Raw genomic sequence first — 13,863 nt, 5'->3', positions numbered from 1 at the left:
TGCGTCATGGCCCGCCCATCAGGGTCAGGGCGTCGCTTGCGATCTGGCGTTCCTCCATCGCGGGGACGATCCAGATGCCGATTCCAGACGCGCGCGCGTGAAGCTGCTGCCGGTGCGCGGCGTTCGCCGCGTCGTCGATCTGTGCGCCCAGCCAGCCGAAGCCCCTGGCGATGCCGCTGCGCACGGGGGCCGCGTGTTCGCCGATGCCGCCGGTGAAAACCATCGCGTCTACCCCGCCCATGGCGGCGATCATGGACCCTGCGTGGCGGATGGCCCAGTAGATGAAATGCTCGATCGCAAAGGCGCTGGCGCTTGACCCTTCGGCGATCAGGGCGCGCATATCCGAGGTCAAGCCGGACAACCCCAGCAATCCGCTTTCGTTGTTCAGGATCGCGCGGGCGCGGGGGATGCCGTGATCCTGTGCCAGTTTCAGGGCGGCATTGGCGTCGATGCTGCCTGCGCGGGTGCCCATGGTCAGCCCTTCCAGCGGCGAGTATCCCATTGTCGTGGCCACGGATTTTCCGTGTCGGATCGCGCAGATGCTGGCACCGTTTCCAAGATGAAACGCCAGCACGCGCGCGGGCAGGGCGGCACCGCTGATCCGGGGCAGGGCATGGCACAGGCTGGCGTAGCTTAGCCCGTGAAAGCCGTAGCGCAGAATGCCGTCGGTTTCGGCGGTGTCGGGGATGGCATAGCGGCGGGCGACGGCGGAATTGGTCGCGTGAAAGGCGGTGTCGAAGCTGGCGTATTGCGGCAGGTCCGGCGCCAGATCGGACAGGGCGCGGATCGCGCCCAGTTGGTGCGGGTTGTGCAACGGCGCAAGCGCAGAGCACGCGGCGATTTTGGTCAACGCGTCCTGTGTCAGCGCCATGGGGGCGGTCAGATGCGGCCCGCCATGCACGACGCGGTGCGCTGCGGCACGCAAGTGCGCCGGTGCTATGCCCCGCGATGTCAGGGCGTTCAGGATATGGGACAGGGCGGCGCGATGGTCGGGCAGATCGACATCCTGTTTCGTGCCCGCCTGTTCCAGACCCGTGATGGAAAAATGCGAGGCGCCGCCAATCTCGACGGCGCTTCCCTTAAGTTTTTCGGTCAGCTCATCCGAAAAAATAGCGAATTTGATCGAGGAGGACCCCGTGTTGATAACCAGGATATCCGCCTTGTTTGTCACTTATCCGGCCGCCTGAACGCGCATGTCGGCGGGGTCGATGCCCGCGACAGAGACCGGCTTTTTCATCGCGTCGCGGCGGAACGGCTCTCCCAGTTCCTGATTGAGAAGGATTTCTATGAAGGTTGTCACGCCGTCATTCTGGGCCGTGACCGCGGTGGCCAAAGCATCTGTCAGGCCGGACATTGTGCTGACCTGAACGCCCTTCAGCCCACAGGCCTGCGCAATTGCGGCATAGCTGACGCTTTGGTTCAGTTCGGTGCCGACAAAGTTGTCGTCGAACCACAAAGTCGTGTTCCGCTTTTCCGCGCCCCACTGGTAATTGCGGAAGATCACCATGGTGATTGCGGGCCAGTCGCCGCGCCCGATGGCGGTCATCTCGTTCATCGAAATGCCGAAGGCTCCGTCGCCTGCGAACCCCACAACGGGGGTATCGGGCCTGCCGATCTTGGCGCCGGTGATGGCCGGAAACCCATAGCCGCAGGGGCCAAACAGGCCGGGGGCCAGATATTTGCGCCCCTCCTCAAATGTCGGGTAGGCGTTGCCGATGGCGCAGTTGTTGCCGATGTCGGAACTGATGATCGCATCCTTGGGCAGGGCCGACTGGATCGCGCGCCATGCCATGCGGGGCGACATCTTTTCCGGTTCGCGGTCGCGGGCGCGCGCGTTCCAGGTGGTGCCTGCGTCGTCGTCCTCGTGGTCCATCGACGTCAGCGCCTGCGCCCATGCGGATTTGGTCTGCGACACCAGTGCCCGACGGTCGGCGCGGCCTGCGTCCCCGGCAGCGCCCGACAGGCGCGACAGGATGCCCTGCGCCACCTTTCTGGCGTCCCCGACGATGCCCACGGTCACAGGTTTGGTCAGGCCGATGCGGTCGGGGTTTATGTCGACCTGAATGATCGCCGCGTTCGAGGGCCAATAGTCGATGCCGTAACCCGGCAGGGTCGAGAAGGGGTTCAGCCGCGTGCCAAGCGCCAGCACGACATCGGCCTTCGAGATCAGCTCCATCGCGGCCTTGGAGCCGTTATAGCCCAGCGGGCCGACCGACAGCGGATGAGAGCCGGGGAAAGCATCGTTGTGCTGATAGCCACAGCACACAGGCGCATCCAGCCGTTCAGCCAGCGCCATCGAAGCGGCGATCGCGCCGCCGATCACGACGCCCGCGCCGTTCAGGATGACGGGGAATGTGGCGGATGACAGCAGGTCTGCGGCGCGTTGCAACGCGTCCTCGCCACCCGAGGGGCGTTCGAATTCGACGATCGCGGGCAGGGTGATGTCGATCACCTGCGTCCAGTAATCTCGCGGCACATTGATCTGGGCGGGGGCGCTGGCGCGTTTGGCTTGCAGGATCACGCGGTTCAGAACCTCGGCGATGCGGGACGGGTCGCGGACCTCTTCCTGATAGGCGACCATATCCTCGAACAGGGCCATCTGTTCGACCTCCTGAAAGCCACCCTGACCGATGGTCTTGTTTGCGGCCTGCGGTGTGACCAGCAGCAGCGGCGTATGGTTCCAGTAGGCGGTTTTGACGGGGGTGACGAAATTGGTGATGCCGGGGCCGTTTTGCGCGACCATCATCGACATCTTGCCGGTGGCGCGGGTGTAGCCGTCAGCCATCATGCCCGCGTTGCATTCATGGGCGCAGTCCCAGAACTTGATTCCGGCAACCGGAAACAGATCCGAAATCGGCATCATAGCAGAGCCGATAATGCCGAAAGCATGTTGGATTCCATGCATTTGAAGGACTTTGACAAAGGCCTCTTCGGTGGTCATTTTCATGGGGTCGCTCCGCTGGATGGAATGGGGCGCATCCGGTCTGCCGTCGCGCGTTACGCCTAAACTAAGGATAAGGTCCGGCGGCAGATAGGGCCAGTTGTTTTGCCACGTTAGGGCCAGATATCATAGCGTGGCAATGGTTTCTGCGATCAGGCGAACGCCTTCGGGAATGCGGCTTGCCGGAAGAGAGGAATAGGCGAGGCGGTAAAAATTGTCGGGCGGGTTTTCGGCGCCGAAAAATGCGCGGCCCGGTTCGATCAGCACGCCCTTTGTGCGCAGGGTCAGGGCAAGCTGACGCGTGTCCATGCCTTTTGGTCCTTCCATCCAGAAGCTGGACCCGCCAAAGGCACCGCGTCCGGCGATGGTCAATCCCTGCGCGCGCAGGGCTTTATCCATGACCTGTCGCCGCTCGTGATAGGCCAGACCCATGCGGCGGACCAAAGCGTCGTAATGACCCAGCGACAGGAAATAGGCGGCGGTGCGCTGGATGTGTCCGGGCGGGTGGCGCAGAACGGCGGACCGCAGCGCGCGCGCCTCGCGGATGAAGGGTTCGGGGCCGACAAGATAGCCAAGGCGCAGACCCGGAAACAGGGATTTAGAGAACGAGCCGACGTAGATCACCCGCCCGTCCCGATCCAACGATTTCAGCGCGGGCGACGGCGGTTTCAGGAACGACATCTCGAATTCGTAGTCATCCTCGACGATCAGGAAATCGTCGGTTCTGGCGCGGGTCAACAGGGTGTGGCGACGGTCCAGTGGCAAGGTTGCGCTGGTCGGGCATTGGTGGCTGGGGGTGGTGAAGACCACATCGACATCGGGCGGCAGGGCGTCGGGGATCAGGCCGTCCTGATCGACGGGAACGCGGTGCAGGTGGCAGCGCGACTGGTTCAGGATATTGCGCAGGCCGGGATAGCAGGGGTCTTCGATTGCGGCGGTTCTGCGCTGCGTCAAAAGCACCTGCGCCGTCAGCCAAAGCGCATTCTGCGCGCCAAGGGTGACAAGGATTTCCCCCGGTCGGGCGATGATGCCGCGGCGGGGCAGAATATGGCGGGCGATGAACTCGATCAGTCTGGGGTCGTCCTGATCGTAATAGTCGGCGGTGAGTGCGGCAAAGTCCTTTTGACCCAATGCCTGCAAGGCGCACAACCGCCAGTTGGCGCGGTCGAACAGGGTTTCGTCCGCCTGTCCGTAGATGAACGAGTAGCGATAGCTGCGCCAATCCTGCGGCTTGTCCAGCGTGATTCCGTCCGAGAATTTCTGCCCGATGGCCCGTGACCAGTCTACCGTATCCTCGCGCGGGGGCGGGGGGGCAAAGGCGGGCGGTTCTGGCGCGTTTTCAGAGACATAATAGCCGGACCGGCCCTTGGAAGAGAGGTAATCATCGGCCAGAAGTTCGGTATAGGCCAGCGTTACGGTGATCCGACTGACCCCCAGATGCAGCGCCAGTTTGCGCGAGGAGGGCAGCTTTTCCGTTCGGCGGAAACGGCCCGACAGGATGCCCGAGGCCACCATCTGCTGGATTTGTGCCTGAAGGGTGCCCTGTGCTTCGGGATCGAGAAAAAAGGTTTCCACGGGGATCGACATGGGGGCAGTATACTGGCCTTAACTGCGAGGGTAAACTGGCATTATTTTCGGCGGCGCAGAGACGGCGAAACTCAAAAAGACAAAAATTGTATATACAAAATATATGCGTTTGATATACAGGTAAGTGGCCGAAGGAGTATCCCGGACCATGGCATCACAAGATAAACCGAAGAAGAAAGAACTGAAGGACAGCCAGTTGATCATTCGCATCAATGGCGCAGAGCGTGACGCGTTCGTTGCCTTGTGTGACGCGCTGGACACAAGTGCGGCGCGTGAAATCAGGCGCTTCATTCGGGAGTTTATCAAAGAACGTGGCGACAAGGTTTAGGGCCTTTGGCGAAACTGACCAAAAAAGGAAAACTACCATGTCTAAGAAATCAAACATCAAAGACCTGAAAAAAGAAGTCAAATTGCGGGCGGCGAAAGTGGCCAAGCAAGAAGCCAAGCTGAAATCGGCAAAAAAGGCCCTTAAAAAGGCGGCCTGAGCCCTTTCATGACCTAACGAAGGCGGGCCGTGCGCCGGCCTTCGTTCAACAGCCCAAGGAAACAGAAATGCCCGTCATCACTGATGTCAAAGGGATCGGACCGATGCTTGCCATCGCATTGGTCGATCATGGAATCGAAACCGTCCCGCAACTGGGCGCTATTGCGGCGGCAGATCTTATGCGGGTTCCGGGGATCAAAGAGGCGCGCGCGGCGGCATTGATCGCAGCAGCGCAAGGCCTGTTGGCCGTGCCCGAGGTGCCAGAACCGCAGACCCCGAAACCGGAGGTCGCTGCGGCTGCGCCAAAGGCGAAGAAGGCCGACAAGAAGAAGACCGACAAGAAGAAATCGACTAAAAAAGACGCGGGCAAGACCAAATCTGCCAAAAAGCCGAAAAAGAAGGCCAAGGCAGGCGGTAAAAACAAGGCGGCCAAGCCCGCCAAGGCGTCGAAAAAGGCAAAGGGCAAAAGCAAGAAAAAATAGTCCTGTGGGCTGATCTGGCGTCGGGGTGGACCAAGGCCCACCCCGTTTTCGCCTAGCTGAACACTTTGGTCAGCGCCTTGTCGATGGCGTGGGCGATCTGGTTCATGTCGTCCTTGGTGCTGATCAGCGCGGGGCTGAGGCATAGCGTGTTGTTCAGGCCGGGCAGCGAGCGGTTGGTGGCCCCGATGATGACGCCCTGCGCCATGCAATCGGCCACAACGGCTTGCACTTTCTTCTCGTCCGCCGGTTCTTTGGTGCCGCGATCCGCGACCAGTTCGGCGCCAAGGAACAGACCCTTGCCGCGCACGTCGCCGATGACGCGGTGCTTGTCCATCAGTCCGTTCAGCAGATCGAGCATGTAGTGCCCCATCAGGGTCGTGTTCTCCAGCAGGTTCTCGTCCTCGATGATGCGCATGTTCTCGATTGCGGCGGCGGGACCAGCAGTGCAGCCGCCAAAGGTAGAGATATCGCGGAAATAGTTCATCGGGTCGGCGGCATCGTCCTTGAACAGATCAAAAACGCCGTCTGTCGTGACAAGGCAGGCGATGGCGGCATAACCGGAGGCGACGCCCTTGGCCATTGTCACCATGTCCGGCTTGATGCCGTAGTGCTGGTAACCGAACCATGTGCCGGTGCGGCCAACGCCGCAGACGACCTCGTCGATGTGCAGCAGGATGTCATATTTCGCGCAGATTTCTTGTACGCGGGGCCAGTAGCCCTCTGGCGGGGTAATGACGCCGCCACCGGCGGTGACGGGCTCCAGACACAGCGCCCCAACGGTGTCGGGGCCTTCGCGCAGGATCACCTCTTCGATCGCGTTGGCGGCGGCGATGCCATAGGCCTCGCCGGTCAGATCCCATTGGGCACGATATTCCAGACAATGCGGCACGCGGACAAAACCGGGCGCGAACGGCCCGTATTGCGCGTTCCGCTCGTCCTGACCGCCTGCGGACAGACAGCCGATGGTGGTGCCGTGATAGTCGCGGTCGCGGTACAGAACCTTGTGCTTTTTCCCGCCATAGCGTTTGTGCGCGATCTGGCGGACCATCTTGAAGGCTTTCTCGTTCGCCTCCGAGCCGGAGTTGCAGTAATAGACACGGGACAGGCCCGGCATTTTCTCGATCAATTGCTTGGCGAAGGTTGCGCCGGGGATAGAGCCAGCGGAGCCTGCGAAATAGTTCAGTTTGATCAACTGGTCGCGCACGGCGTTGGCGATGCTTTCGCGGCCGTAGCCGACGTTGACCGTCCAGACGCCGCCGGACACCGCATCAAGGTGCTCTTTGCCGTTGATGTCCCAGACGCGGTTACCTTTGCCTTCGACAATAATGCGGGGATCTACCGTTTCGTAGGGCTTGTGCTGGGACAGATGGTGCCAGACATGGGCGCGATCGGCCTCGATAACGCCACGGGGATCATTGGTAAGTGTGCTGACATCCATTCGGGTATTCCATTTATGCGGGAGTGTCGGGACTATAGGCCAAAGGCGCGCGGGCCGGAATCCCCATCCTTCATACGTTGCCGAAAGTTCGGGCAATCAGATAGGGCCAGAGACGGTATTGCGTTAAGTCCAGTCGCAGGGCGATGCCCGGTCTTCGTGGTCGGGGAAATGTGTGTAGTGCATTCATAAGTATCACAAATATCTGATGCCCCGCAATTGGTCCGTGACTGCCCGGTGCAGAAAACCGCAAGGTTCCGTGCCGATCTAATGCTTGACGGACTGGCGTTAATTTCCTTGGATTTCATTTATGCGTGGTGATGTCAGGCGGCTTGGCGCAACAGCATTAGGCGCAAGCTTGGATGATGTCCTAACATGAAAAGATGCGTGCGCCGATTCGACGGGCGGATGCAAAGGCGATTTGGACAGGTGGCACCAATGACCATCTGCCGAAAAACGGTTCCGTTCCGGAACTGCCAACACGGGAGCTATAGCATGACACTGAAGATTTCACTTTTGAACGCGGTTGCGGGGCTTGCCCTTTTGTCGGGCGCACAGACTGCAGTCGCTGAAGAGATTACCGTGGCCTATTTCACCGAATGGCCGATGCCGTTCCAGTATGCCAAGGCCAACGGCCTTTATGACACGGCGCTGGGTGTGACGGTGAACTGGCGCGCCTTCGATACAGGCACTGCGATGTCGGCGGCTATGGCGTCGGGGGATGTGCAGATTGCCGTGTCCCAAGGGGTGCCGCCGTTTGTGGTTGCCACCTCTGCTGGTCAGGATTTGCAGATCGCCGATGTGGCCGTGTCCTATTCCGACAATGACAACTGCGTTGTCGCGACCGCGCTGGAAATCGACAAAAGCAGCGCGGGCGAATTGGCTGGCAAAAAGGTGGCCGTGCCGATTGGAACCGCTGCCCACTACGGTTTCCTGAAGCAGATGGAGCATTTCGGCGTTGATGTGTCCAGTCTGGAGGTTGTCGATATGGCCCCGTCGGATGGGGCGGCGGCGCTGGCGCAGGGCAGTGTCGACATGGCCTGCGGATATGGCGGCGGCCTGCGCCGGATGAAAGAGCACGGCAATGTCCTGCTGACAGGTGCCGAGAAAGAGGCGCTGGGCATTCAGGTGTTCGACGTCACCTCTGTTCCGGCCAATTTCGCAGCCGAACAATCCGACGTTCTGGCGAAGTTCCTGAAGGTCACGGCGGATATGAACGCCAGATACCTGACGGAGTCCGCCGAGATGCTGCCGGTGATTGCCAAGGACGCTGGCATGAGCGAGGCGGACGCGGCGGATTCGCTGGCAACCTTCACCTTCCCGACCATCGAAGAGCAGCTGTCAGAGAAATGGCTGGGCGGCGGGTCGCAGAAGTTCCTGAAGGAAGTGGCGGACTTCTTTGTCACCACCGGCAATATCCCTGCCGCCCGTGACAGTTATGACAGCGCGGTGAACACCGCCGGCCTGACGGCGGCGATGGGTATGTAACCCCGACCGAAACGGGGCGGCTTGCGCAGGTGGGCCGCCCTTTTCGTGACATCCTGTAACGATCCAATCGGGGGCCAAATTGGGGCCAAATGGGGGAGCGTCCATGTCAGGGCTTATCATCGACAATATATCCATGCGGTTCGATCTGCCCAACGGCGCATCGGTGCAGGCATTGCAGAACGTCTCGCTGGAGTTGGTGGAGGGCGAGTTGTTGTCCGTTCTTGGGCCTTCGGGCTGCGGCAAGACGACCTTGCTGAACATCCTTGCGGGGTTTCTGGCCCCGACCGAGGGGCGCATCGTTCTGAACGGCCGCACCGTGACCGGCCCTGCGGCCGAACGCGGCATGGTGTTCCAGCAGGGGGCGCTGTTCGAATGGATGGATGTGCGCGAAAACGTGGCGTTCGGCCCCCGGATGAAGGGCATGCCGCGCAATGACCGCGATGCGATTGTGGACCATCTGCTGGAGGTCGTCGGCCTGCAGGATTTCAAGGACAAGGCGGTGTACGAACTGTCGGGCGGCATGCAGCAGCGCGTGGCACTGGCCCGATGCCTTGCCAATGAACCCGATGTGATTTTGATGGATGAACCGCTGGGCGCGCTGGACGCGCTGACCCGCGAAAAGATGCAGGGTCTGGTCCTGAAGCTGTGGAAAGAGACCGGGAAAACCGTTGTCCTGATTACCCATTCCGTCGAGGAGGCGCTGTTGTTGGGTGAACGGCTGATCGTGATGGCCCCGCGACCGGGCCGCATCCACAAGGAATACCGCCTGCCTTTCGCAGAACGGGGTGTGAATGCCGATCTGCGAAGCGTAAAAAAGTCCGAAGGGTTTGCCGAGACACGAGAGGAGATCCTGTCGATGATCTGGGAAATGGAGGAGGAAATCATGGGCCGCACCGAGGTGTCCGCATGATTATCCTGCTGATGTATATCGCGATTTTCGTGATCGCCTTCTTTTCGGTCAAGTTTCTGGCGCGGCGCATGACGCGGGTTTCGGATTTTACCAGCCTGAAAACGGTGACCTTCGGCGACGAAAGCGCGGTCACCCCGAACCGCGCGGCGTCGGTTATTTCGGTCGTGTCGATCTTTTTGATCTGGGGTGCGTTCACGGGGTCGAAACTGACGCCGATCCACGCGCCGGGACCGTTCATGGGCGCGACCACCTTTACCTATACCGCGACCAATGCGGCGGGCCAGACCGATGATGCGACGGTGCGCGTTCTGGTCCACAGGCTGGGCGAGACGCCCGCGATTCCCGCGGTGGCCGCCGGCGACGGGTTTGCGAAAGACGACAGCGTGGATGCGGTGGCGTGGCGCAGCGGATTGATCAGGGTGAACACAAATGACGAGGGCGGGTCAGATGCGGGATACCGCGTCACAGCGGTGGACGGGCAGGCGATTGAGCCCGGCGGGGCGGTCACGGTCGCGGATGGCACAATCAGCATGACGCCCAAGGGCACGCTGAACTTTACCCCCGCGAAGGGATGGCAGATGGAGCCGATCTGGCTGCCCGCGCCAGAGGCGGTCTGGGCGAGGTTGATCGAGATTTCGCGCGAGGGTTATCAGAACTTTACCCTGATGCAGCACCTTGGCGCGTCGTTGATGCGGGTGATCGGGGGATTTCTGGCGGGGTCCATCGTGGGTATCCCGCTGGGCTATGCCATGGGGTTGTCGTCGTGGTTTCGCGGATGGTTCGACCCGATCGTCGAGTTCATGCGCCCCGTGCCGCCCCTGGCGCTGATCCCGCTGGTCATCATCTGGGCGGGCATCGGCGAGACGGGAAAGATCATCTTGCTGTTTCTCGCCGCGCTTTGGATCATGACGATTGCGGCGCGTGCGGGTGTCTCGGGTGTGAATATTTCCAAGGTGCACGCCGCCTATTCGCTGGGCGCCAGCAAGTGGCAGATATTGCGGCACGTCATCATCCCGAACTCTTTGCCCGAGATATTCACCGGCGCACGGGTGGCGATGGGGGTGTGCTGGGGCACGGTTGTGGCGGCCGAACTGGTGGCGGCGCAGACCGGGGCGGGGATGATGATTATGGTCGCGTCCAAGTTCCAGCTTACGGATATCGTGATCATGGGGATTATCCTGATCGGCGTGGTCGGTTACAGCATCGATATTCTGATGCGGATGGCGGAAAAATGGCTGGTGCCGTGGAAGGGCAAGGGTTGATTTCAGGGCGCAGATTTCGGGTATCCCGAAACGGCTTTTCAGAAAAGACGCATCTGTCGGGGGTGCGTCTTTTTTGTTTTGAAATAAGGGCTTGCGGTTCTATGGTTCGGGCGAAACCTTTGGAGGCCCATCATGCATCTTGCCCATTTTCCCCGTCTGTTTCTGGCCCATCTTCCCACTCCGCTGGAACGGCTGGACCGCCTGACAAAAGAACTGGGCGGACCCGAAATCTGGATAAAGCGCGACGATTGCACGGGCATGAGCACAGGCGGCAACAAGACCCGCAAGCTGGAATTCCTGATGGCCGAGGCAGAGCGGATGGGGGCCGATATGGTGATGACGCAGGGGGCCACCCAATCGAACCACGCGCGCCAGACGGCGGCCTTCGCGGCGAAACTGGGGGTGGACTGCCATCTGCTGCTAGAGGACCGCACCGGATCGAACGACCCGAATTACAACCATTCGGGCAACGTCTTTCTGGACTATCTGCATGGGGCGACATCGGAAAAACGCGGCCCCGGCCTGGACATGAACGCCGAGATGGAAGCCGTGGCAGAGGCGTTCCGCGCCAAGGGCAAGACGGTCTACACCATCCCCGGTGGCGGCTCGAACCCGACGGGGGCGCTTGGCTATGTGAATTGCGCCTTTGAAACCGTGCAACAGGCCAATGACCGCGGGCTGGTGATCGACCATTTCGTGACCGCGACCGGCAGCGCGGGAACGCAGGCGGGGCTGATCGTGGGCCTGAAGGCGATCAACGCGCATATCCCTTTGCTGGGCATCGGGGTGCGCGCGCCAAAGGCCAAGCAAGAGGAAAACGTGTTCAACCTTGCCTGTGCGACCGCCGATAAAATGGGCTGTGCGGGCATCGTCAAGCGCGAGGATGTTGTGGCGAACACGGATTACGTGGGCGAAGGATACGGCATTCCCCGCGCAGATACCTTCGAGGCGATCAACATGTTCGCCCAGCTTGAAGGGCTGTTGCTGGACCCTGTCTATTCCGGCAAGGGGGCGGCTGGCCTGATTGATCTGATCCGCAAGGGGCATTTCAAAAAGGGCGAACGGGTCGTGTTCCTGCACACCGGCGGGGCGGCGGGTTTGTTCGGCTATACCTCGCAGTTCGATTTCACCGCGCAGGCGCAGTGATCCATGGCGCCGCGCGTTGTCGGTATTCTGGGCGGCATGGGGCCGGCGGCCACCGTTGATCTGATGACGCGGCTGGTACGGGCGGTGGATGCGGCTGACGACGCCGACCATGTGCCGCTGATCGTGGACAGCAACACGCAGGTGCCAAGCCGGATCGCGGCGCTGATCGACGGGACGGGGGCGGACCCCGCGCCGGTGCTGGTTGCGATGGCGGAACGCTTGCGGGCGGCGGGGGCAGAGGCGCTGGCGATGGCCTGTAACACGGCGCACCATTATGCCGACGAGATTGATCTGGCGGTCGATATTCCGTTCCTTGATATGGTCCGGTTGTCGGCAGACAGGGCTTCGGAAATGACGACGGGCAAGGTCGGCATAATCGGCTCGCCGGCGCTGCGCAAAACGCGGCTGTTCGACGAACCACTGGCGCGGGCGGGGCGGGTTGCGGCCTATCCGGTGGACGAGGATGCGCTGCTTGCGGCGATCCGGGGGCTTAAGATTGCAGGTGCCAGTGATGCCGCGCGGGATGCGCTGCGCAGGGCCTCTGCCGATCTGGCGGATCAGGGGGCGGTGGTGCAACTGATCGCCTGCACCGAATTTTCGCTGGTCGCGGAGGCGGTCGATCCGCGTGCGACTGCGGTCGACACGATGGATGTTCTGGTGGACGCGATCGTCCGGTTTTCAAAGGGATAGGTCATGGCCGTCACGTATCTGAAGCAGGCAGTGCGCCAACCTGACAGCGGGCAGCAAGACGTGCGCGGCCACGTCGAGGCGATGCTTGCCGTGCTGGCGAAGGGCGGAGAGGGAGCGGCGCGCGACTATAACCGCACACTGGACGGCTGGGAGGGCGAGGTTGTGGTCTCGCCCGAGGCGCTGGCGCGGGCAGAGGCGCTGGTGCCCGAGCGGCTGAAGGCGGATATCCGGTTTGCCCGTGACAACATCCGCCGTTTTGCCGAGGCGCAGAAGGCGACGATCACCGATTGCGAGGTCGAGATTATCCCCGGCCTTGTCGCGGGACAGCGGCAGATTCCGATCCGTGCGGCGGGCTGTTATGTTCCGGGGGGGCGGTATAGCCATATCGCCTCGGCGATCATGACGGTGACCACGGCCAGGGTCGCGGGTGTCGGGCATATCGCAGCCTGTTCGCCGCCGCGGGCGGGTGTGGGGATACCGCCGGCCATTCTGTTTGCGATGAACCTTTGCGGGGCCGATGTTATCTTGAACATGGGGGGCGTGCAGGGGGTGGCGGCGCTTGCACAGGGGATGTTCGGCCTGCCCAGGGCGGATATTCTGGTCGGGCCCGGAAATCAGTTCGTGGCCGAGGCTAAGCGGATTTTGTTCGGACAGGTGGGGATCGATATGTTCGCCGGTCCGACCGACAGCATGGTCATCGCCGATGCGACGGCGGATGCGGATCTGGTTGCCAGCGATCTGGTCGGGCAGGCGGAACACGGGTATAATTCGCCCGTCTGGCTGGTCACGAGCGACGCCGCCCTGGCAAAGGCGGTCATGGCGCGGGTGCCCGTGTTGATCGGCGCGCTTCCTGCGGTGAACGGCGACAATGCGCGGCTGGCCTGGCGCGACCATGCCGAAGTGATCCTGTGCGATACCCCAGAGGAGATGGCGGGCGTGGCCGACGCCTATGCGCCCGAGCATCTGCATGTGCAGGCGGCTGATCTGGATTGGTGGCTTGCGCGGTTGCAGTCCTATGGCTCCCTGTTTCTGGGCGAGGAGACAACCGTTGCCTTTGGTGACAAATCCTCTGGTCCGAACCATGTTTTGCCGACCTCTGGCGCGGCGCGGTATACCGGCGGTCTGTCGGTGCACAAGTTCATGAAAACCGTCACCTGGCAGCGGGCGACGCGGGCGGCAGCAGGGCCATTGGCCGAAGCGACCGCGCGGATTTCGCGGATGGAAGGCATGGAGGGCCACGCCCGAAGTGCCGACATCCGGCTTGCCAAATTCTTTCCCGACAGGGTGTTCGATCTGAGCGTGCCAGAGGTTCCCTAAGCCGCAACGGCGCTGCCTTGTGATCCCGGTCCTGCGGTGTCTGCGCCATCCCGGCGGTGATATGGCGCGGATGGTGGTGTTCGATGTCGCTAATTGGCCATAGTTGATGTCCCGGTCGGGC

12 protein-coding genes are annotated in these 13,863 nt (G+C 61.7%); 8 read left to right on the top strand and 4 right to left on the bottom strand.

All coding sequences use genetic code 11. The features are described 5' to 3' along the window. Positions 1–4: 4 nt before the first annotated feature. The 3 genes from ACEN2R_RS06720 to pdxR form a co-directional block, all read right to left on the bottom strand. Entirely contained in the window at positions 5–1,171 is a 1,167-nt protein-coding gene (locus ACEN2R_RS06720; RefSeq protein ID WP_442040510.1) for an acetate/propionate family kinase, read from the bottom strand. Continuing rightward, complete coding sequence (gene xsc, locus ACEN2R_RS06715; protein WP_442040508.1) at positions 1,172–2,947, bottom strand: sulfoacetaldehyde acetyltransferase; 1,776 nt, start codon at positions 2,945–2,947, stop codon at positions 1,172–1,174. It abuts the gene before it with no gap. Between the two features lie 120 nt (positions 2,948–3,067). Beyond that, positions 3,068–4,528 (bottom strand): MocR-like pyridoxine biosynthesis transcription factor PdxR, encoded by a 1,461-nt coding sequence (gene pdxR, locus ACEN2R_RS06710; RefSeq protein ID WP_442040506.1) that lies wholly within the window; start codon positions 4,526–4,528, stop codon positions 3,068–3,070. A 148-nt stretch (positions 4,529–4,676) separates the two neighbouring features. Here pdxR and ACEN2R_RS06705 point away from each other — a divergent pair, with 148 nt between their 5' ends. Beyond that, positions 4,677–4,856: a hypothetical protein gene (locus ACEN2R_RS06705; protein ID WP_442040504.1), complete on the top strand. Its 180-nt coding sequence runs from the start codon at positions 4,677–4,679 to the stop codon at positions 4,854–4,856. 224 nt (positions 4,857–5,080) lie between these two features. After that, a complete protein-coding gene (locus ACEN2R_RS06700) occupies positions 5,081–5,494 on the top strand; it encodes a helix-hairpin-helix domain-containing protein (RefSeq protein WP_442040502.1) in 414 nt (137 codons plus the stop codon). 52 nt (positions 5,495–5,546) lie between these two features. Here ACEN2R_RS06700 and ACEN2R_RS06695 read toward each other — a convergent pair whose 3' ends face one another. Next, positions 5,547–6,932 (bottom strand): aminotransferase family protein, encoded by a 1,386-nt coding sequence (locus ACEN2R_RS06695; protein WP_442040500.1) that lies wholly within the window; start codon positions 6,930–6,932, stop codon positions 5,547–5,549. 492 nt (positions 6,933–7,424) lie between these two features. On the opposite strand from ACEN2R_RS06695, the gene ACEN2R_RS06690 reads away from it, so the two are divergent. The 6 genes from ACEN2R_RS06690 to hisD all read left to right on the top strand — a co-directional run bounded on the left by ACEN2R_RS06690 (position 7,425) and on the right by hisD (position 13,742). Beyond that, positions 7,425–8,417, top strand: coding sequence for a taurine ABC transporter substrate-binding protein (locus ACEN2R_RS06690; protein ID WP_442040498.1), 993 nt, complete (start codon positions 7,425–7,427; stop codon positions 8,415–8,417). A 103-nt stretch (positions 8,418–8,520) separates the two neighbouring features. Then, positions 8,521–9,327, top strand: a complete 807-nt coding sequence (locus tag ACEN2R_RS06685) for a taurine ABC transporter ATP-binding protein (protein WP_442040496.1) — start codon at positions 8,521–8,523, stop codon at positions 9,325–9,327. After that, on the top strand, positions 9,324–10,589 hold the full coding sequence (locus ACEN2R_RS06680; RefSeq protein WP_442040494.1) for an ABC transporter permease: 1,266 nt from the start codon (positions 9,324–9,326) through the stop codon (positions 10,587–10,589). Before ACEN2R_RS06685 ends, ACEN2R_RS06680 begins: the two co-directional genes overlap by 4 nt. A gap of 132 nt (positions 10,590–10,721) precedes the next feature. Continuing rightward, positions 10,722–11,735 (top strand): D-cysteine desulfhydrase, encoded by a 1,014-nt coding sequence (locus tag ACEN2R_RS06675; RefSeq protein ID WP_442040492.1) that lies wholly within the window; start codon positions 10,722–10,724, stop codon positions 11,733–11,735. 3 nt (positions 11,736–11,738) lie between these two features. Further along, positions 11,739–12,425 carry an aspartate/glutamate racemase family protein gene (locus ACEN2R_RS06670; RefSeq protein WP_442040490.1) on the top strand — a complete coding sequence of 229 codons (687 nt, stop codon included), beginning with the start codon at positions 11,739–11,741 and terminating at the stop codon, positions 12,423–12,425. Between the two features lie 3 nt (positions 12,426–12,428). Beyond that, positions 12,429–13,742: a histidinol dehydrogenase gene (gene hisD / locus ACEN2R_RS06665; protein ID WP_442040488.1), complete on the top strand. Its 1,314-nt coding sequence runs from the start codon at positions 12,429–12,431 to the stop codon at positions 13,740–13,742. The last annotated feature ends 121 nt before the right edge of the window (positions 13,743–13,863 follow it).

The sequence above is a fragment of the Pseudogemmobacter sp. W21_MBD1_M6 genome, assembly GCF_052119585.1.
Classification (GTDB): Bacteria; Pseudomonadota; Alphaproteobacteria; order Rhodobacterales; family Rhodobacteraceae; genus JBGQOJ01.
This window is presented reverse-complemented; position numbering and strand designations above follow the sequence as displayed.